The organism is Streptomyces daghestanicus (assembly GCF_020521275.1).
In the GTDB taxonomy this organism is placed as follows: domain Bacteria; phylum Actinomycetota; class Actinomycetes; order Streptomycetales; family Streptomycetaceae; genus Streptomyces; species Streptomyces griseoviridis.
Genome location: NZ_BNDX01000016.1, coordinates 1,293,921 through 1,311,779, shown reverse-complemented (window position 1 = coordinate 1,311,779; position 17,859 = coordinate 1,293,921). Strand labels below are relative to the sequence as shown.

Genomic DNA, 17,859 nt, shown 5'->3' with positions numbered 1-17,859 from the left:
CCGGCCGCGTCGAGCAGCGCGGCGACGGCGTCGTACACCCCGGCGACGGCCGCGCGCTCCCCGTCGAAGCGGAAGTCGAGACGGAAGTCGCGGGTCAGCGAACCGGGTGTGGGCAGGGCCAGCCGCAGCGCGAGCAGCCACCCGGCCCCGGCGAGGAACGCCAGGACCCGCTGCCAGCCCGGGTCGGGCAGCGGCATCCCCGCCCCGATCGCGGAGGCGACCAGTACCTGCGTGGCCGCCCCGGAGGCCACCGGCCCGACGGCGCTGAGGCTCCCGGCGAGCAGGCCGAGCACGGTCAGTACGACGGTCAGCGCGACGGCGCCGAGGTGGTCACCGGCATACGTGCCAGCGCACATTCCCGCCGCGCCGGCCAGCGCGGGCACGCCGATCCGCTGGACGGAGGCCCGCCGACTGCCCGGCCGGTCGTTGATCCCGGCGAGCATGGCGGCGACGGCGGCGACCACGCCCAGGGAGACCCGGCCCGCCGCGAGGGCGGCCGCGAGCAGCGGCCCGGCGGAGAGCGCCCCGCGTGCGACCGCGCTCCAGGGCACGGGTCCGCGCTGGGCGCGCAGGGCGTGCGCCAGCCAGGGCGGGAGCGTTGGGCCAGGGGTGCGGCGGGACACGGCACGGCCTCCGTACATCACTTCGAGGGCGGGAGCCTTCGGGCGACGGTGGCCGGGCTGAAAGGGGTGGGTACCCCACCGTAGGGCCTCGATGTGCGTGGAAGCGAACGGCGACGTTTCCACGAGGTGACGGACCGGGCGCGCCCTCGACGCGGGTCAGCCCGCGCGCCCCGGCCCGGTCCTTCCGCTGCCCCTTCCTTCCGGGTGGTCGGGACGGCGGGTTCAGGGGCGCGTGGCGGCGTCCACGGCGTCCGCCAGGAGAGCGCGCGCCCGGCGGGCCGCCCCCGTCAGGCCGTCCGGGTCGGCCGGCAGCCCCGTCATGAGCGCGTCGACCCCGCCCAGCCCGGCCCGCTCCACCAGACCCTTCTCATTGGTGACCCACTCCCCCCGTCCCGCCAGGACCGCGTGTGCGGTCTGGGCCGTGGCGACGGCGATCGCGCCCGCGACCTGGGTGACGGCGCCCCGGGGAGCGTGACCGGCCTCGGCGTAGGCGAGAGTCGCCTCGGCCGTGCCCCACCAGTGTGCGGGAGCGGTCCGGCGCAGGGCTGCCGGGTAGGCGGGGCGGGGCAGAGCGCCGCGCAGGGTCCGGTTGACCGCCAGTTCCGCGACGATCAGGTACGTCGGGATGCCGGCCAGGTGGAACATGAGCGGCTCGACCCGGAAGCGGCCCGCCTCGGCCTCCCTCAGTTCGTGCTCGGCCACGCCGAGGTCCCGGTAGTGCACGTCGACCCGCCGCCCGTCGATCGTCAGCCACGCCCCGCCGTTGAAGACCCCGCCGCCCCAGCCGCCGATCTCGCCGACCTCGCCCTCCCAGCCGATGGCACGGAGGTCGGCCGGGTCGAAGGCGCCGCGGTAGTAGACGGCCAGGTCCCAGTCGCTGTCGGGGCGTTGGGTGCCCTGGGCCCGGGAGCCGCCGAGGGCCACCGCGCGGACGGCGGGCAGCGCGGCGAGGCGGTCGGCGGTGGTGTCGAGGAAGTCCTGGTCGCTGCGGGCCGGCATGGGTGGTCCTTCCGGTCGGGGCGGGTACGCCGCGCCGACAGCGTAGGGGGGGCCGCTCACGCCGTACGACGGAATTCACGCGTTGCGCGGACCGGCGGCTGTCACGCCTGCGCGGTGGGCCGGACCACGACCTCGCTGATGTCGACGCCGTCCGGCTGCCCGATCGCGAATCCGATCGCGGCGGCGACGGCGGAGGGCGGGGCGCCGATCTCGTCGCGCAGCCGGGTCATCGCCTCCGCCGTCTCGGGGCTCGCTCCCTTGCCCACTCCCTCGGTGTCGGTGAGTCCGGGCGAGACGAGGGTGACGCGCAGGTCAGGGCCGGATTCCTGGCGCAGGCCCTCGGTCAGGACCTTGACCGCCGTCTTCGTGGCCGCGTAGACGCCCTGCGGGGTCTTCACCACGTAGGCCGCGGTGGAGGCGACGTTGACGAAGTGGCCGGAGCCCTGCCGGCGGAAGACGGGGAGGGCGGCCCCGACGCCGTTCAGCAGGCCGGTGATGTGGGTGGCGACCATCGCGTCCCAGTCGTCCTGGCGCAGTTCGTCGAACGGGGACACCGCCATCGTCCCGGCGTTGGAGACGAGGACGTCCAGCCTGCCGAAACGGTCGAGCGCCGTGTCCGTGAGGAGCGTCAGACCGTCCCGGCGCGTCACGTCCATGACGACTCCGGCAGCCGTGCCGCCCCGGGCGAGGATCCCGTCCACCACCTCCTTCAGCCGGTCCTCCCGGCGGGCGCCGAGGACGAGCCGGGCTCCCCTCTCGGCCAGGTACGCCGCCGTCGCCGCTCCGATGCCGCTGCTGGCTCCGGTGATCGCCACTACCTTGCCTTCGATTCCCGACATGATCCGTAGTCCCTACTGGCGGAGTGCGCGCAGGTCAGGCCATGACCTACAGTGGAAGTGGGGGCGCCACCACTTCTTCAGACTAAGTGGGCACGCCTCCACTTAGCAAGCGGGGACATCACGAGGAGAGGGACGGCAGCCGCCGATGGCAGAAGACACGCGACGCCCGCTGCGCGCCGACGCGCGACGCAACCGGGAAAAGATCCTCACGGCGGCGGTACGGGTCTTCGCCGAAGAGGGACTGGACGCGCACCTGGAACGCGTCGCCAAGGCGGCGGGGGTGGGGAGTGCGACCCTGTACCGCAACTTCCCTACCCGGGAGGCCCTGATCGAGGCGGTCTACCGCAACGAGGTGGCCCAGCTCTGCGAGGCCGTCCCCGGCCTGCTGGCGGCCCGCCCGCCGTACGAGGCCCTGCGCGCGTGGACCCGCCTCTTCCTGGACTACGTCACCGCCAAACTCGGCATGGCGGAGGCCCTGCGCGCCATCGCCGCGACGGGAGGCAACCCGTACGGGCAGAGCCGGGACATGATCGAGGCCGCCCTCTCCGACCTGATGGACGCGTGCGTGGCCGCCGGCGCGATCCGCTCCGACGTCGCCCCGGGCGACGTGAGCGCCGCGCTTGCCGGCATCGCCCTCTCCTCGGCCAGGCCGGACCAGCGGGACCAGGCCGAACGCCTGCTCGACCTCGTCCTCGACGGACTCACCGTCCGCCGGCCCTGAGCCGGCCGCCGGAACATGGGCGCGGGATCACGGCCGGCCCCACACCCGCCGTTTCGGCAAGGGCACCGCGTAACTCCCCGCCCTGCTGGTGGTCAGCCCGAGGGCGACGAGGGACTCCGCCAGCCGTACCGCCGCCGCCACGCCGTCCACGACCGGCAGCCCCAGTTCCTCCCCCACCGACTCGACCGACCGCCGCAGTCCCGTCATGCCGGCGCAGCCGAGGACCAGCACCTCCGCGCCCGCCGCCCGGACCCGTTCGGCGGCGGCGCGGAACGCGGCCCTGGTGCGCTCGCCGTCGGCCAGGTCGAGGACGCCCAGGCCGGTGCCGGCGACGGCCGCGCAGTTCCGGGCCACGCCCGCCGTCTCCAGGCTGTCCTCGATCTGGCCGCGGGAGCGCTCCAGGGTGGTGACGACGCCGTAGCGCCGCCCCAGCAGGCAGGCGAGGTGCGCCGCGGCCTCGGTGATGTCGACGACCGGTACGTCGACCAGTTCGCGGACGCCCTCGCGTCCGTGCTCCCCGAAGCCCGCGAGGACGACCGCGTCGTACGCCGGTCCCTCGTAGGTGCGCAGCGCGTCGATGACGGCGGCGGCGGAGAGGTGGCTGTCGAGCCAGCCCTCCGCCGACTCGGGGCCCCACGCCGGGGTCAGTCCGGTCACCGCGGTCCCCGGGCTCGCGGCGGCGCGGGCCCCGAGGACGATCTCCTCGGTCATCCGCTGCGTCGTGTTGCAGTTGGTGACGACGATGCGCACGAGGACTCAGCCCTCCGCCCCGGCCGCCGCCGCCCGCTCTTTCCGGCACAGGAGCCCGTAGAGCCCGGCGGCCACCGCCGTCCCGATGAACCACGAGTACGGCGCCGCGTCGCCGAAGTCCTTCACGAGCGCCAGAACGGCCGCCACCGCCGCCGACGGCAGGAACGCCCCCAGCGCCGCCGGGTTGACGCCCTTGCGGTAGTGGTAGCGGGAGCCCGGTTCGGCGCGGAAGAGCTGGTCCACGTCGACCCGGCCGCGCTTGACCCAGTAGTAGTCGACCATGATCACACCGAAGAGGGGGCCGAGGAAGGCGCCGAGGCCGCCGAGGAAGTAGTTGACGACGGTGGGGTTGGAGAAGAGGTTCCAGGGGGTGACGACCAGGGCCGCCACCGTGCTGATCATGCCGCCGGTCCGGAAGGTGATCTTCTGCGGCCAGACATTGGCCAGGTCGTACGCCGGCGAGACGAAGTTGGCGACGATGTTGACGCCCATGGTGGCGATGGCGAAGGTCAGCGCGCCCAGCACCAGGACCCAGGTGTTGCCGATCTCGGCGACCAGGTAGGCGGGGTCGGTGATCTCCTTGCCGAACACCTCGTAGGCGCCCGCGGTCACGACGACGGAGAGGATGACGAAGGCCGTGGAGTTGACCGGCAGGCCCCAGAAGTTGCCGCGCCGGACCGTGCGGTGGTCCGGGGCGAAGCGGGAGAAGTCGCAGAAGTTGAGCATCAGCGTGCCGTAGGTGGCGAGGACCAGGCCGATCGCGCCGAACCACTGGCGCCACTGCTCGCCCACGGACACCGGGTGCGGGGTGCTGGTGAGGGAGATGCTCCAGCCGGCCTTGGCGAAGATCCAGACCGCGAGGGCGATCATCACCAGCCAGATCGCGGGTCCGCAGAAGTCCTGGAACTTGCGGACCGACTCCATGCCCCGGCTGATGATCAGCGCCTGGACCAGCCACAGCGCGACGAACGAGACCCAGCCGAGGGCGTCGAGCCCGAGGAAGGAGGAGTGGGTCCAGGACGCGAGGCCCGGCCAGGCCGCCAGCAGCATCACGTCGACGGCGACGGAGGCGAGGTAGGTCTGGATGCCGTACCACATGATGGCGATGACGGCCCGGATCAGCGCCGGCACGTTGGCGCCCCAGACGCCGAAGGCGATCCGGCCGACCACCGGGAACGGGACTCCGGTGCGCTGGCCGACGCGGCCCATCATGTTCATCCCGGCGTAGATGATCACAAAGCCGACGAGCAGGGACGTGAAGACCTGCCAGACGTTCATGCCGAGGAAGAGCAGTCCGGCGGCGAAGGTGTAGTTGCCGAGGTTGTGGACGTCGGACATCCACAGCGCGAAGAGGTCGAAGACCTTCCAGGTGCGCTTGCCCGCGGGGGCGAGGTCTTCGTTGATGAGCCGTGGGTCGGGGACGGGGGCGGACGCTGCGGTGCCGGTGGCCTCTGCGCGGTCGGCGAGGGACACGGAGCCTCCAGGGCGAGGGAGGGGACGGAGGGAGGGGCATACCGCGTACAGTTTTGGTATACCAAACTGCCGTCATGGTCCTCCCGTCAACCCTTCGGACCGATGTCCCGCTCGTTAACGGCCCGTAAAACACCGCCGGGGTCGGCGAAGATGGGCCCATGGGGAAGATCGAACCGCTCGGCGCGGTGCGCGAGCGCGTCCTCGCGGGGCTGCGGCAGGACATCATCGCGGGACGCCTGCGGCCCGGCGACCGGCTCGTGGAACGGGAGCTGGCCGAGCGTTTCGGGGTGTCCCGGGTGCCGGTGCGGGAGGCGATCCGGGCGCTGGTCACCGAGGGGTTCGTACTGTTCGAGACGCCGCGCCGCACCGTGGTGCGGCGTCTGACCCCGACCGATGTGCGGGAACTCTTCGAACTGCGCGAGGCGTTGGAGGTGTACGCGGCCGGCCTGGCGGCGACCCGGGCCGCCCCCGAGGCGCTGGCGGAGCTGGCCGGCCTGCTGCGCGCCGCCGCGCTCGCCACCGGAGCCGGGGACGCGGAGGCGATCACCGACGTCAACACCCGCTTCCACGACCGCATCCTCGCCCTGGCGGGCAACAGCCTGCTCAGGTCCGTCATGGAACCGGTCGACGGCCGGCTGCGCTGGCTCACCCGGCAGAACGAGGAGTGGCCCCAGCTCCTCACCGAACACCGGGAGCTGTACGAGGCGATCGCCTCCGGCGACCCGGCCCGCGCCCGCGCGCACGCCCTGCGCCACGTACGGGCCAATTACCGCGCCACGGTGCGACATCTGTTCGGGGAGGACGCGGGCTGAGGCGGCGGGGTCGTGGTGCGGGGGGAGCGGGACGCGTGCGGTAAGAGCGTGCCGGGGGGCGGCAGGACGCGGGCTGAGCGGCGGGGGGGGCAGCGACGGCAGGACGCGGGCTGAGCGGCGGGGGGCCAGCGACGGCAGGACGCGGACGGGCGCCGCGCGGTACTTCTCCGCGCCGCGCGCTACCGTTCCCCCCGCCCGTACCGGTCCGTCGCCGCCACCAGCAGTTCCGTCATGCCCGGGGCGCCCGCGTCGTGCCCCACTTCGTCCGCGATCAGGAGTTCGCTCCCCGGCCAGGCGTGGTGCAGCCGCCAGACGATGCCGAGCAGGTTGCCCGGGTCGAGGCTGCCCTGGACCAGGGTGCCGGGGACACCGGCCAGAAGGTGCGCGTCGCGCAGGACCACGCCCTCGTCGTTGCCCTCGCCGAGGAAGTGGTCGTTGCCCCAGTAGTGCGTCACCGTACGGGCGAAGCCCATGCGGAACACCGGGTCCTCGTACCGTGGCACCGAGCGCGGCGGGCGGGAGGCGATCGCCGTCTCCCAGTCGGTCCACGCGCGCGCCGCCCGTTCCCGTACCGCCCGGTCGGGGGATTCCAGCAGCCGGTTGTACGCGGCGGCCAAATTGCCGTCCCGCTCGTCCTCGGGGAGCAGGGCGCAGAACTCCTCGAAGGCCGCCGGGAACAGCTGCCCGAGCCCTCGGGTCAAGAGAGCGACCTCGGGGTTCGAGCCGGTCGCGACCGCTGTGAGCACCAGTTCCGTCACCACGTCGGGGTGCGTCTGCGCGTACCGGAGTCCGAGGGCCGAGCCCCAGGAGACGCCCCAGACCAGCCACCGTTCGATGCCGAGGTGCTCGCGGAGGAGTTCCAGGTCGGCGAGGGTGTGCGCGGTGGTGTTGACGCTCATGTCGGTGTCGTGGGCGCTCGCGTGCGGGGTCGAACGCCCGCAGCCCCGCTGGTCGAACAGCACGATGCGGTACACCGCCGGGTCGAAGTAGCGCCGGAACGCCGCGCTCCTGCCGCTCCCGGGACCACCGTGCAGCACCACGGCCGGCTTGCCGTGCGGATTGCCGCAGGTCTCCCAGCTGACGCGGTTGCCGTCACCGACGTCGAGCATGCCGTGGTCGTACGGTCCGGTCTCCGGGTAGAGGCGCATCCGCGCACGCTAACCGGCCCCGGACGGGCCTGTCGTGCGGTTTCCCGCGGGCAGGCCGGCGGTGCGCGCCGCCGTGGTGAGGACCTCGCGGAGCATCTCCGGGGTGAGGCGGCCGGTGAAGGTGTTGCGCTGGCTGACGTGGAAGCAGCCGAAGAGACCGAGGTCCTCGCCGCCGGACCGGTCCCCTCCGTCCTCGGCGGCGAGGGTGTACCGCGCGCCGTGTCCGAACACCGGGCGCGGCCTGGGCACCGTCCAGCCCGCCGCGGCGAACGCGGGCAGGGCCGCCTGCCAGCCGAAGGCGCCGAGGACGAGCACGGACCTCAGGGTCGGCCGCAGCAGCCGCAGTTCCCGGACCAGCCAGGGGCGGCAGGTGTCGCGCTCCCGCGGGGTGGGCTTGTTGGCGGGCGGGGCGCAGTGCACGGGCGAGGTGATGCGCACGCCGTGCAGGCGCAGTCCGTCGTCGGCGGAGACGGCGGTGGGCCGGGAGGCGAGCCCCACGTCGTACAGCGCCCGGTACAGCACATCGCCCGAGCGGTCGCCGGTGAACATCCGCCCGGTGCGGTTCCCGCCGTGGGCCGCGGGGGCGAGGCCGACGATCAGCAGCCGGGCGTCGGCCGGTCCGAAGCCGGGCACCGGGCGGCCCCAGTACGTCCAGTCGGCGAAGGCCGCGCGCTTGGTGCGGGCCACTTCCTCCCGCCAGGCGACCAGCCGCGGGCAGGCCCGGCAGCCGGCGATGCGCTGATCGAGTCCGGTGAGGCCGCTGGTGTCCATGGCTCCACCGTAGGGCCAGGGCGCCGGAGGGGGTCGAGCGGCTAAGGTCGGGGGCATGGCTTCCGAGCGTGACGAGGACAGGACCGGCGCGGCCCCCGGGCCCACGGGGCCCACCGGAGGGACGGCCGCCCCGCGGACGCCGGCCGGGCACCCGGCCGCCGACCGGTCCGGCGCGGAGCCGGCCGCCTCCCTCGGAACCGCCGACCGCCCCGGCACCCCCGCTGCCAACGCCGGTGGCTCCGGCACCCCCGCTGCCGACGCCGGTGGCTCCGGGGCCACGGCTGCGGGGCCCGTCGATCCGAAGGTCGCCGCCGCGATCGCCGCGGCCGAGGCGGCCGGGCCGCAGCAGGGCGGGCCCGTCCGTGTCGACAGCTGGATCTGGGCCGTCCGCCTGGTCAAGTCCCGCTCCCTCGGGGCCACCGCCTGCCGGGGCGGTCATGTGCGGGTCAACGGCGAGCGGGTGAAGCCCTCCCACTCGCTGCGCGCCGGCGACGAGGTCCGCCTGCGCCACGAGGGACGGGAACGCGTCGTCGTGGTGAAACGGCTGATCCGCAAGCGGGTCGGCGCTCCGGCGGCCGTCCAGTGCTACGTCGACAACTCCCCGCCGCCCCCGCCCCGCCAGGCCGTGGCCCCCGTCGCGGTCCGCGCCCCCGGAGCGGGCCGCCCCACCAAGCGCGACCGGCGCGAACTGGAACGCCTGCGCGCGCTGAACAGCCTGAACGCCGCGACCGGGCCCAAGGACTGCCCCGGCGGACGCTGACCGCCCGGCACGCCCCCTTCCCGCCCCGGCGGTCGATGCGCACTCCCCCTGTCCGCACGCTGTCCGCGCGCGCCACGCCGGTAACGCACCGGACACCCCGCCGCGACGTGACCGGCCGAAGATGATCAGTGGGTCCGGCCGCCGGCGCCCGCCCGGCGCCCGCCCCTTCGGCGACGCCCCATCGACGGCGGCCCGGTACCACTGCTAGACCTGCACAACGCACCACCCGTACCACCGGCACGATCCGCACCACCGGTACCGCCGCACCACCTGCCGGTTCCGGTATGTCAGGTTCACGCCATTCGAGGTTTTCGCGTCACCCGCACCACCGCTACCGCACCACCTCCACCCATCTCCCAGGAGGAGCATGTGAGAGCACGTCGCGCGGCCGTCCGGGCCGCCTCGGCGCTCGTCGCCACCTTCGCGCTGACCGCCGGACTCTCCGGATTCGCCGGCCCCGCCACCGCGGCATCCGGCACCGCCCCGTCTCCGGCCGCCACCGCGACCGGCCCGGTCACGCACGAGGAGAACGACCGCGTCCCCGAGGGCTCGGTCTGGACCCAGCACTACTTCCCCTCCGCGGACGACTCCGGCACCGAACTCCACGCCGACGTCCTGCTGCCCGACTCCCTCCCCAAGGGCAAGAAGGTCCCGGTCATCCTGTCGATCGGCCCCTACTTCGCGCACTCCGGGCAGACCGGGCCCGAGGGCTTCACCCACGCCGGCCCCTCCGCCCGCTTCCAGGACTTCATCGAGGGCGCCGACCTGTTCGACAACGGCTACGCCTTCGTCATGGTCGACCTGCGCGGCTTCGGCGGCTCCACCGGCTGCCTCGACTGGGGCGGCCCCGGCGAGCAGGCCGATGTGAAGGCCGCCGTCGCCTGGGCGGCGAAGCAACCGTGGTCCACCGGCGCCGTCGGCATGTACGGCAAGTCCTACGACGCCGTCACCGGCCTCATCGGCAACAACCTGGACCAGCGCGCGCTGAAGGCCGTGGTGGCCCAGGAACCGGTCTGGGACATGTACCAGTACATCTACTCCAACGGTGTCCCCCGGCCGAACGTGACCGGCACCGCCGGCGCCTACAACTCCATCGCCACCATGGAGCCGATGGCCGACGACGACCCCCACTACCAGGCCAACGCCCGGTACGAGGACACCCACCCGGAGTGCCTGACCGAGAACTCGGCCGGATACCGCATAGCCGACCAGAGGGACGAGCACTGGACCTCCCGTGATCTCGCGAAGCTGGCCAAGGGCAGTGACACCCCCCTCTTCGTCACCCAGGGCTTCATCGAGAACAACACCAAGCCCGAGGAGATGGAGGAGTACCTCGACAACCACCACGGCGTCGAACGCGGCTGGCTCGGCCAGTGGGACCACGTCCGCGGCGGTGACCGCGTAGGCGACGGCCGCCTCGCCATGGGCCGCGAGGGCTGGTACGCGGAGACGCTCTCCTTCTACGACCAGTACCTCAAGGGCATCAAGCCGTCCGTCCGCTACCCGGCGTACGCCGTCGAGGACTCCACCGGGGCCTGGCGCGCCCAGCGCACCTGGCCCGTCGTCGAACGGTCCGTCGGCCTCCCCCTGGGCGGCGGCTCCTACGTGGACGACGGCGGCGCCTCCGCCCGCGCCGCGCTGACCGCGTCCGGCACCCCGGCCCCGAAGCGGGCGCAGCCGTCCGGCACCTGGGACATGGAGAACGCGCCCGCCACCGAGCAGGCCCCGCCCGAGGGCCTGGCCGAGGCCCAGCTCAAGAGCCTGCGGGCCGGTGACACCACCTCCAGCTTCTTCGTGTGGTCGCGTCCGGTGAAGCGGGACGTCCGCGTGACCGGCACCCCGCGGATCTCCCTGAAGGCCAAGGGCGAGGGCAACATCATGCTCAAGCTGTACGACGTCGCCCCGGACGGCAGCGCCGTCATGTTCGACGAGCAGGTCTCCCTGGTGGAGTCCGGCCGCCTGTCCGTCGACCTGAAGTCGACCGACTGGACCCTGACCGCCGGGCACGTCCTGGCCGTCGAGATCGGCTCCATCCAGACCGGCTCGTGGCGCGACACGCCCTCCGGCGAAATCATCCAGGTCAGCGGGGCCCGGCTGGAGCTGGCCCTGGACGACCCGGCCGACGACATCGCCACGCAGGGCGACCGGTCGCCGTTCCTGGACACCTATCTGAGCCAGTACACGGTGCGGCTGCCGGCGGGCCCGCCGTCGTTCTCCGTGGTGCCGGGCGGACGCCTCTGACACCCGGCACCGCCCCGGCCGTGCCCGCGCACGCCGCCCCCGCCACGGCGCGGGCTCAGGACACGGGCACGGCCCTCACCCATGTCCGGTCCTCCGTCAGATACCGGTCCACTTCCAGCCCCGCCTCCCGCAGCGCCTTCTCGAACGCCTCCCGGGTCAGCGGCCGGGCCCGGAAGGTCTGCGTCCACACCGCGTCCGGGAACGCGTACTCGGCGTGCACCTCATGGACCCCGCCGCCGACCGGTTCCGAGGAGGCGATGCGCACGGTGAAGCCGGCCGGGTCGGCCCGCTCACGGGGCACCCGGGTGTGGTACTCCTCCCCTTCCCGCTGGATCAGGACGCAGCCGCCGGGCGCCACGTGCCGCGCACACGCGCGCAGCAGCCCGCGCCGCACGTCCAGGTCGGCGGTGTGCACGAGGAACGAGGCCAGCAGCACCGCGTCGAAGGTCTCGTCCAGGTCCAGCTCCTCGATGGGGCCGCATATCGTGCGGGCGCCGCGCACCCGCTCCAGCATCTCGGCGGACTCGTCCACCGCCGTCACCGTGAACCCGCGCTCCCGCAGCGGACGCGTCAGGCGGCCGACGCCGCTGCCCAGCTCCAGGACGCGCGCCCCCGCGGGCACGGCCGACGCGATGATGTCCGGCTCGTCCCCGGCCGGCAGCCGCGCGTACAGCTCGACCGCGCATCCGTCCGGGGTGATGGCCCCCGGTCCCGTCCCCTTGTGTCCCGCTCGCATTTTCGGCTCCATGCCCGTCCAACGGACCGCCCCCGCACGGCCGTTCCCCTCCCCGGACCGTCCACCCGAACGAGTGAACGACGGGCGGCACGGTCCTGTCTGGCGAAGGGGTCCGGTACCGAGTACGTTGCCAGGAGGAGCGGTGATCGAGATGCGTACGGGCAGTGAGCCGGCGACCGCGCGCAGTGCGCTGCGAGCGCGGTTCTGGCTGAGCGTGTGGGGCGTGGTCTGGACGGTCTTCGGGACGGCGGCCTTCGCGCTGACCGGGCGGCCCGGATGGGCCGCGGCCTGCGCGGCGCTGTGGCTGGTCGTCACGATCGACCTGGCCGTCGTCGTACGGCACATCCGCCAGGGCCCGCACTGGCAGCCCGGCCGGAACATCCCGCCGTACCGGCCGCCGGACCGCTAGGGCCTGTCGTTCGGATCAGGTCGCAGAGCGGCGGCGGCGACTTCTCATGCCCTGAGCGGGGCCTGTGCGTGCGGCTGCACGGCGGATGCGGGAGCCGACGCGGAGCGTCGGGGACCGACGACAACGCCGCGGACGGGCGTGCCAGGCCCCGCGTCCGCGGGCCAATCCGAACGACAGGCCCTGGCCCCGGCGCGGGAACCGGCCGGTCCCGGTGTCAGCCCTCGAAGCGCGCCCGGCTGAGGTACTGCGGGTTCGGGTCCAGCGCGGCGGCCAGCCGGAAATGGCGTCGCGCCTGGTCAGGGCGGTTCTGCCGCTCGTAGGTCCGGGCGAGCGCGAAGTGCGCGAAGGCGTTGTCCGGCTCCCGCTCCAGGACGACCGTGAACTCCAGCTCAGCGGGTCTGAGCTGGGCGGCGGCGAAGAAGGCGCGGGCGCGCAGCAACCGCGCGGCGGTGTTCTCGGGGTGCGCGGCGATCACGTCGTCCAGCAGCTTCACCGCGCCCCGCGGGTCCCGTGCCGCGAGCAGCTGCTCGGCGGCACGGAAGTCGATCACGTCCGTCTCCGGGGTGCGTCCGGTCGGTCCGCTGGTCTCGGGCACGGCAGAGTCCTTCCCTCGCTGAGGCGGTTCAACGCGCGTGCCCGGACCGCTATTCCTGGAGCGGCCGGGACCTCCGGGGCGCCGTGCGCGCCCTGTCGGCCAGGTCGTCCCAGACCTCCTCGACCCGGCGCCGCAGGTCGGGAAGGGGGACGTCGTTGTCGATGACGATGTCCGCGATCTCGCGGCGCTGCTCCCGGGTGGCCTGGGCGGCCATGCGGGCGCGGGCGTCCTCCTCGGTCATGCCGCGCAGCCGGACCAGCCGGTCGAGCTGGGTGGCCGGGTCGGCGTCGACGACGACCACGACGTCGTAGAGCGGTGCGAGGCCGTTCTCCGTCAGGAGCGGGACGTCGTGGACGACCACGGCGTCCGCGGCGGCGGCCTGCTCCAGTTCGCGGGACCGGGCGCCGACCAGGGGGTGCACGATCGAGTTCAGTACGGCGAGCCGTTCCTTGTCGGCGAAGACGACGGAACCGAGCTTCGGCCGGTCGAGGCCGCCGTCCTCGGTGAGGATCTCCTCGCCGAAGGCCGCCACCACCGCGGCGAGCCCCTCGGTGCCGGGCGCGACCACCTCGCGTGCGATGCGGTCGGCGTCGATCAGCACGGCGCCGTGCTCCACGAGCAGCCGCGACACCTCGCTCTTGCCGGCGCCGATACCGCCGGTCAGGCCCACCTTCAGCATGAACGGAAGCTTAGGGCCCGCCCCGGGACCGGGAGCGCCCGGCCCCGGGGCCTGTCGTTCGGATCAGGTCGCGGGGAATCGGCTGCGTCTTCCTCTCCCTGGTGAGCGGGGCCTGGTGCGTGCAGATGCGAGGGTGCGTGCAGATGCGAGGCGGAGGAGGGAGTCGTCGCGGAGCAGTCGGCGAGTGACGACAACGCGGCAGCTACGCGCACCAGGCCCCGCGTCCGCGGCGTCCCGAACGACAGGCCCTAGTTGTCGCCCTCACGCTCCGCCAGGAACCGCTCGAACTCGCGCCCGATCTCGTCCGCCGAGGGGATCTCCACCGGCTCGGCCAGCATGTTGCCCCGTGTCTCGGCGCCTGCGGCGGCGTCGTACTGGTGCTCCAGGCCCTGGACGAGCGCGGTCAGCTCCTCGTCGCCCTCCTGGATCTGCCGGTCGATCTCCGTCTGGGTGCGGTGGGCCTGGGTGCGCAGCGCGTGCGCGACGCCGGGCAGGACCAGGCCGGTGGCCGATGTGATGGCCTCCAGGACGGTCAGCGCGGCGTCCGGGTAGGCGGACCGGGCGATGTAGTGCGGGACATGGGCGGCGACGCCCAGGACGTCGTGCCCGGCCTCCATCAGCCGGTGCTCGACGAGCGCCTCGGCGCTGCCCGGGACCTGCGCCTCCTCGAAGGGGCTGCGGTGGCCGGGGATCAGCTCGGAGCGGTTGCCGTGCGGGGTGATGCCGACGGGGCGGGTGTGCGGGACGCCCATCGGGATGCCGTGGAAGCTGACGGACAGCCGGACGCCGAGCCGCTCCACGATCTGGCCGACGGCCGCCGCGAAACGCTCCCACTCGACATCGGGCTCGGGGCCGGACAGCAGCAGGAAGGGCGCCCCGGTGGCGTCCTGGACCAGCCTGACCTCCAGGCTCGGCACCTCGTAGTCGGTGTAGCGGTCGCGCTTGAAGGTGAGCAGCGGGCGGCGTGCGCGGTAGTCGACGAGCCGGTCGTGGTCGAACCGGGCGACGACCTGGTGGGGCAGCGAGTCCAGCACCTGGTCGACGATCTGGTCGCCGGTCTCCCCGGCGTCGATGTAGCCGTCGAAGTGGTAGAGCATGACAAGGCCGGCCGACTCCTGGGCGAGCGCCATGTCGACCACGGCCAGGCCCTTCGGCTCCCATGCGTACAAATCCTGCGGATCAAGCACTGTGGCGGTCCTCCCTTGTCTTCCCCCTCGACCAACGTCCGCGGGGGCCCGGGCATTCCCGCCCGTACCCCGTGACGGCCGAACCCCGGTGGACTGTCCGGGCGTCAGCAAGCGAGCACGCGCGCGGCTCCGTCACCACCGTGCGGGCGCAGGAGATCGCGCCATGCTGCCAGGCGTCCGGGCGGCTGAGGTAGTCATCGGCCACGTACGCGCGCCCTCGCGCCTGGTGAGGGGCGCGTACGCGGGCGCGCCCGGGCGCCGAGTCCTCACCGGGCGCCGGCGCCATCCGTGACCGTGACACCGGCGCGGCGCGGGAAGGCGGCCCGGGAGTTCCGGGAACGCGGGAAGGCCCCGCCCCCTCGAAGGGGAGCGGGGCCTTCCGCCGATTCTTGCTCAGGTCCGCTCGGCGCGGGCCGGAGCGAGCGTCAGCTCTGGCCGCCGGCCAGCTTCTCGCGCAGCGCGGCCAGCGCCTCGTCCGACGCCAGGGCGCCGGAGTTGTCGCCGCCCTCGGACGAGTACGAACCGCCACCGGACGCGGCCGGAGCCGCACCCGCGACGTCGGTGCCCTCGGCAGCGGCCTTCTCGTCCGCCTCGCGGGACTTGATGACCTGCGCCTGGTGCTGCTCGAAGCGCGACTGCGCCTCGGCGTACTGGCGCTCCCACTCCTCGCGCTGCTTCTCGTAGCCCTCGAGCCAGTCGTTGGTCTCGGGGTCGAAGCCCTCGGGGTAGATGTAGTTGCCCTGGTCGTCGTAGGACGCGGCCATGCCGTACAGGGTCGGGTCGAACTCGACCGCCGACGGGTCGGCACCGAAGGACTCGTTGGCCTGCTTCAGCGAGAGGCTGATGCGGCGGCGCTCGAGGTCGATGTCGATGACCTTGACGAAGATCTCGTCGTTGACCTGGACGACCTGCTCCGGGATCTCCACGTGGCGCTCGGCCAGCTCGGAGATGTGGACCAGACCCTCGATGCCCTCGTCCACGCGGACGAACGCACCGAACGGAACCAGCTTCGTGACCTTGCCGGGCACGACCTGGCCGATCTGGTGGGTGCGGGCGAACTGCTGCCACGGGTCTTCCTGGGTCGCCTTCAGCGACAGGGAGACACGCTCGCGGTCCATGTCCACGTCGAGGACCTCGACGGTGACTTCCTGACCGACCTCGACAACCTCGGAGGGGTGGTCGATGTGCTTCCAGGACAGCTCGGAGACGTGGACCAGGCCGTCGACGCCACCCAGGTCCACGAAGGCACCGAAGTTGACGATCGAGGAGACGACGCCGGACCGCACCTGGCCCTTCTGGAGGGTGGTGAGGAAGGTCTGGCGGACCTCGGACTGGGTCTGCTCCAGCCAGGCACGGCGGGACAGGACCACGTTGTTGCGGTTCTTGTCCAGCTCGATGATCTTGGCCTCGAGCTCCTTGCCCACGTAGGGCTGGAGGTCGCGGACGCGGCGCATCTCGACCAGGGAGGCCGGGAGGAAGCCACGGAGGCCGATGTCGAGGATGAGACCACCCTTGACGACCTCGATGACGGTACCGGTGACGATCCCGTCCTCTTCCTTGATCTTCTCGATCGTGCCCCAGGCACGCTCGTACTGGGCGCGCTTCTTCGAGAGGATCAGGCGGCCTTCCTTGTCCTCCTTCTGGAGAACAAGGGCCTCGATCTCGTCACCGACGGCGACGACCTCGTTGGGGTCGACGTCGTGCTTGATCGAGAGCTCGCGGCTCGGGATAACGCCTTCGGTCTTGTAACCGATGTCGAGCAGGACCTCGTCCCGGTCGACCTTCACGATGACGCCGTCGACGATGTCGCCGTCGTTGAAGTACTTGATCGTCTCGTCGATCGCGGCGAGGAAAGCTTCCTCGTTACCGATGTCGTTGACCGCTACCTGCGGGGTGGTGGCGGTGGTCTCGGTGCTGCTCGTCATGTGGGAAAGGGCTCCGGTACGGACATTGAAGTCGTAGGTACTGCTACGCCGGAGCCCGTTTCGCTCTGCAGAAGCCGGACAGCCAAGGAAGCGCCTCACCGGCTGACCGGTGACAGCGCCTCGACAACCGAGGGGACATACATACAGATGCGAGCGCAGCCTGCTACGTCTGAGGTGCGCAAGCCCGCAGCGCAACTTGTAGCATACGGGGGCAGCCGGGCAGGGTCAATGCGCGAAGCGCACACCCGGGGCGGATCGCCGCATACCCGGCACAAAACGTGTCCGTCGAGGCCACGTGGGCCCTGCGGCGCCCGCGTGTGACACCCGTGGGACACGGTCGCGCGGAGGAGCCGCAGATTAGTACGAGGGAGCCGATCATCCAAGAGCCCGAAGGTCCCGAGCCCGAGGCCACCCGGCGTGCGGCGGGGGTCACCGAGAGCACCCGCGCCAACCGTGGCTGGTGGGACCGGAACGCGGACGAGTACCAGGTCGAGCACGGCACCTTCCTCGGCGACGACCGCTTCGTGTGGTGCCCCGAGGGACTCGACGAGGTCGAGGCAGAGCTGCTCGGCCCGCCCGAGGAGCTGAAGGGCAAGGACGTCCTGGAGATCGGCGCCGGCGCCGCCCAGTGCTCGCGCTGGCTGGCCGCCCAGGGGGCCCGCCCGGTCGCCCTGGACCTCTCCCACCGCCAGCTCCAGCACGCCCTGCGCATCGGCGCCCCCTTCCCCCTGGTGTGCGCCGAAGCGGGCGTGCTGCCCTTCGCGGACGCCTCCTTCGACCTGGCCTGCTCGGCGTACGGGGCGCTGCCCTTCGTCGCCGATCCGCGGCTGGTGCTGCGGGAGGTGCGGCGGGTGCTGCGCCCCGGCGGGCGGTTCGTGTTCTCGGTGACGCACCCGATCCGCTGGGCCTTCCCGGACGAGCCGGGTCCGGAGGGGCTGAGCGTCGCGTCGTCCTACTTCGACCGCACGCCCTACGTCGAGCAGGACGACGAGGGCCGCGCGGTGTACGTCGAGCACCACCGCACGCTGGGTGACCGGGTCCGGGACGTCGTCGCCTCCGGCCTGACGCTGGTGGACCTGGTCGAGCCGGAGTGGCCGGCGTGGAACACCTCCGAGTGGGGCGGCTGGTCCCCGCTGCGCGGCAACCTGATCCCGGGGACGGCGATCTTCGTCTGCGTACGAGACTGAGGGT

16 protein-coding genes and 2 pseudogenes are annotated in these 17,859 nt (G+C 72.9%); 6 read left to right on the top strand and 12 right to left on the bottom strand.

Going from position 1 to position 17,859, the window contains the following annotated elements; translation table 11 throughout:
* The 3 genes and pseudogenes from Sdagh_RS32570 to Sdagh_RS32560 all read right to left on the bottom strand — a co-directional run.
* Positions 1 to 623, bottom strand: a pseudogene (locus Sdagh_RS32570) (FUSC family protein); the annotation flags it as partial.
* Between the two features lie 222 nt (positions 624 to 845).
* Positions 846 to 1,622 (bottom strand): nucleotidyltransferase domain-containing protein, encoded by a 777-nt coding sequence (locus Sdagh_RS32565; protein WP_190012044.1) that lies wholly within the window; start codon positions 1,620 to 1,622, stop codon positions 846 to 848.
* A gap of 101 nt (positions 1,623 to 1,723) precedes the next feature.
* The gene (locus tag Sdagh_RS32560; RefSeq protein ID WP_189423696.1) at positions 1,724 to 2,461 is read right to left on the bottom strand and encodes an SDR family oxidoreductase; all 738 of its coding nucleotides are present in this window, start codon (positions 2,459 to 2,461) and stop codon (positions 1,724 to 1,726) included.
* A 145-nt stretch (positions 2,462 to 2,606) separates the two neighbouring features.
* On the opposite strand from Sdagh_RS32560, the gene Sdagh_RS32555 reads away from it, so the two are divergent.
* Complete coding sequence (locus tag Sdagh_RS32555; RefSeq protein WP_189423698.1) at positions 2,607 to 3,182, top strand: TetR/AcrR family transcriptional regulator; 576 nt, start codon at positions 2,607 to 2,609, stop codon at positions 3,180 to 3,182.
* Between the two features lie 27 nt (positions 3,183 to 3,209).
* On the opposite strand, the gene Sdagh_RS32550 is transcribed toward Sdagh_RS32555, so the two are convergent.
* Together Sdagh_RS32550 and Sdagh_RS32545 are read right to left on the bottom strand one after the other, a co-directional pair.
* Positions 3,210 to 3,932 carry an aspartate/glutamate racemase family protein gene (locus tag Sdagh_RS32550; protein WP_189423701.1) on the bottom strand — a complete coding sequence of 241 codons (723 nt, stop codon included), beginning with the start codon at positions 3,930 to 3,932 and terminating at the stop codon, positions 3,210 to 3,212.
* A gap of 6 nt (positions 3,933 to 3,938) precedes the next feature.
* Positions 3,939 to 5,405: an NCS1 family nucleobase:cation symporter-1 gene (locus Sdagh_RS32545; protein WP_190078251.1), complete on the bottom strand. Its 1,467-nt coding sequence runs from the start codon at positions 5,403 to 5,405 to the stop codon at positions 3,939 to 3,941.
* Between the two features lie 158 nt (positions 5,406 to 5,563).
* Between Sdagh_RS32545 and Sdagh_RS32540 the strand changes: the two genes are divergently transcribed.
* Positions 5,564 to 6,217, top strand: a complete 654-nt coding sequence (locus Sdagh_RS32540; protein WP_189423705.1) for a GntR family transcriptional regulator — start codon at positions 5,564 to 5,566, stop codon at positions 6,215 to 6,217.
* 179 nt (positions 6,218 to 6,396) lie between these two features.
* Here the strand turns inward: Sdagh_RS32540 and pip are convergent, their stop codons facing one another.
* Positions 6,397 to 7,365: a prolyl aminopeptidase gene (gene pip / locus Sdagh_RS32535; RefSeq protein WP_190078250.1), complete on the bottom strand. Its 969-nt coding sequence runs from the start codon at positions 7,363 to 7,365 to the stop codon at positions 6,397 to 6,399.
* A gap of 9 nt (positions 7,366 to 7,374) precedes the next feature.
* Positions 7,375 to 8,136 carry a uracil-DNA glycosylase gene (locus tag Sdagh_RS32530; RefSeq protein ID WP_190012040.1) on the bottom strand — a complete coding sequence of 254 codons (762 nt, stop codon included), beginning with the start codon at positions 8,134 to 8,136 and terminating at the stop codon, positions 7,375 to 7,377.
* Positions 8,137 to 8,389: 253 nt separating this feature from the next.
* Between Sdagh_RS32530 and Sdagh_RS32525 the strand changes: the two are divergent.
* Both Sdagh_RS32525 and Sdagh_RS32520 read left to right on the top strand, forming a co-directional pair.
* A pseudogene (locus tag Sdagh_RS32525) lies at positions 8,390 to 8,896 on the top strand (RNA-binding S4 domain-containing protein); the annotation flags it as partial.
* Between the two features lie 369 nt (positions 8,897 to 9,265).
* Positions 9,266 to 11,137, top strand: coding sequence for a CocE/NonD family hydrolase (locus Sdagh_RS32520; protein ID WP_190078249.1), 1,872 nt, complete (start codon positions 9,266 to 9,268; stop codon positions 11,135 to 11,137).
* Positions 11,138 to 11,192: 55 nt separating this feature from the next.
* Here Sdagh_RS32520 and Sdagh_RS32515 read toward each other — a convergent pair whose 3' ends face one another.
* Positions 11,193 to 11,873 (bottom strand): class I SAM-dependent methyltransferase, encoded by a 681-nt coding sequence (locus Sdagh_RS32515; protein WP_190078248.1) that lies wholly within the window; start codon positions 11,871 to 11,873, stop codon positions 11,193 to 11,195.
* Between the two features lie 151 nt (positions 11,874 to 12,024).
* Between Sdagh_RS32515 and Sdagh_RS32510 the strand changes: the two genes are divergently transcribed.
* On the top strand, positions 12,025 to 12,282 hold the full coding sequence (locus Sdagh_RS32510; RefSeq protein WP_190078266.1) for a DUF6343 family protein: 258 nt from the start codon (positions 12,025 to 12,027) through the stop codon (positions 12,280 to 12,282).
* 214 nt (positions 12,283 to 12,496) lie between these two features.
* On the opposite strand, the gene Sdagh_RS32505 is transcribed toward Sdagh_RS32510, so the two are convergent.
* The 4 genes from Sdagh_RS32505 to rpsA form a co-directional block, all read right to left on the bottom strand.
* Complete coding sequence (locus Sdagh_RS32505) at positions 12,497 to 12,877, bottom strand: tetratricopeptide repeat protein (protein WP_189423716.1); 381 nt, start codon at positions 12,875 to 12,877, stop codon at positions 12,497 to 12,499.
* Positions 12,878 to 12,926: 49 nt separating this feature from the next.
* Complete coding sequence (gene coaE, locus Sdagh_RS32500; RefSeq protein ID WP_189423719.1) at positions 12,927 to 13,556, bottom strand: dephospho-CoA kinase; 630 nt, start codon at positions 13,554 to 13,556, stop codon at positions 12,927 to 12,929.
* A gap of 248 nt (positions 13,557 to 13,804) precedes the next feature.
* On the bottom strand, positions 13,805 to 14,743 hold the full coding sequence (locus Sdagh_RS32495; RefSeq protein ID WP_189423721.1) for a PAC2 family protein: 939 nt from the start codon (positions 14,741 to 14,743) through the stop codon (positions 13,805 to 13,807).
* A 425-nt stretch (positions 14,744 to 15,168) separates the two neighbouring features.
* Entirely contained in the window at positions 15,169 to 16,668 is a 1,500-nt protein-coding gene (rpsA, locus tag Sdagh_RS32490; protein ID WP_189423723.1) for a 30S ribosomal protein S1, read from the bottom strand.
* Between the two features lie 326 nt (positions 16,669 to 16,994).
* Between rpsA and Sdagh_RS32485 the strand changes: the two genes are divergently transcribed.
* The gene (locus Sdagh_RS32485; protein ID WP_190078247.1) at positions 16,995 to 17,855 is read left to right on the top strand and encodes a class I SAM-dependent methyltransferase; all 861 of its coding nucleotides are present in this window, start codon (positions 16,995 to 16,997) and stop codon (positions 17,853 to 17,855) included.
* Positions 17,856 to 17,859: the final 4 nt, after the last annotated feature.